At 68.5% G+C, this 1,321-nt stretch carries 1 protein-coding gene; it reads right to left on the reverse strand.

The features are described from left to right. Positions 1–21: 21 nt before the first annotated feature. The gene (locus ABZS40_RS36715) at positions 22–1,125 is read right to left on the reverse strand and encodes an ISAs1 family transposase (RefSeq protein ID WP_354949349.1); all 1,104 of its coding nucleotides are present in this window, start codon (positions 1,123–1,125) and stop codon (positions 22–24) included. Positions 1,126–1,321 lie beyond the last annotated feature (196 nt).

A 1,321-nucleotide genomic window follows, 5' to 3' on the forward strand; every position in this document is an offset into this window, starting at 1 on the left:
CCCAGGGCCCCGGCAAAGTCGTCAGGTGATGCCGAGTAGTGCCAGCGGGCGGGTGCTGTCGCGGGCGTGGTGTCGGTTGGCGGCAGCGATGTTGGTGACTCCGGTCAGGCGTAGGGCGCCGATGGCGGCGTTGCGCAGTGCGGCCATGACTTCGGGTCCGGTGCCGGTGCGGATCTGGGATCGGTCTTCGTCGTAGGTGACGTCGCGTACCCAGTGGACCTTGTTCTCGATCGACCAGTGGCCGCGGATCCAGGCCGCCAGTTGGGCGGGTTTGGCCTGGTGGACGCGGAGATCGGTGATGGCGTAGACGGTCTCGGTGGCGAAGCGTTTCGGCTGGTCCAGGCGGCGTCTGCGGCGGCGGATCTGGATGGCCTGGGCGGCGTTCGGGAAGTCGATGCCGGTGGAGATGCTCAGGATCTTACAGCTGCGGATCTCGCGGCGGCCGTGTCCGCGGTCGGTGTCACGGGTGGCGTCGGGCACTGCCCGCCAGGGCAGTGCGGTGAGTTGGGCGTGTAGGTGGGGTTGGTTGCCTTTGACGGTCAGGATCCAGTGGGCGCCGCGTTGCGCGAGGTAGGTGACGTGCTCGCGTTGGCAATGCAGGGCATCAGCGGTGATCACGGTGTTGCGCAGGTCGGCGAGTTGGTCGAGCAGGGGCGCGAACCGGGTGATCTCGTTGGTCTTGCCGTCGACGTCGATGCTGCCCAGGACCACACCGGTGGCCTGGTCGCAGGCGGCCATCACGTGCCGGGCCGGGGTGTCGGGGGTGCGGGAGCCGCGCAGGGCCTTGCCGTCGACGGCGATCGCCTGCGGGGTCGCCGCGGTGGTCCGGCCGGCGAGCCAGACGCCGATTGCCGCGGTCAGTAGCTGCGGGTCCATGGCCTGCAGCAGTCGACGGATCATCGCCTCCGATGGGCGTCGGTCGGGAGTCATGCCCAGGGCGAGAGCCGTCGGGGCCGGCACGTCGGCGACCCATTCGGCGATCGCGGCGTACGAGCGGTAGCCAGCGACCACGGCACACACGGCTGCGGTGACCACGACCGTCAGCCGGTGCCGGACACCTCGCCTGGCGCGTGGATCAGGCAGACCAGCGAGCGCTTCGCGCAGCCCACCAGCGGTTTCCGACACGGTCAGAGCCGGTGCGTGGGACAAGGACGAGATCAGCGATGATGGCAGCGCGGGCATGACTCACTTCGGCGATCAGCATGGCGTAGGAACCTTGATGATCTTCCGAACAGGTCATGCCCGTCTTGCTGCCACCAACAGCGGCGCTTCTACTCAAGCCTCACAAGTCAGACACCGTCACGACTTTGCCGGGGCCCTG

Source organism: Micromonospora sp. NPDC005324, from assembly GCF_040607155.1.
GTDB lineage: Bacteria > Actinomycetota > Actinomycetes > Mycobacteriales > Micromonosporaceae > Micromonospora > Micromonospora trifolii.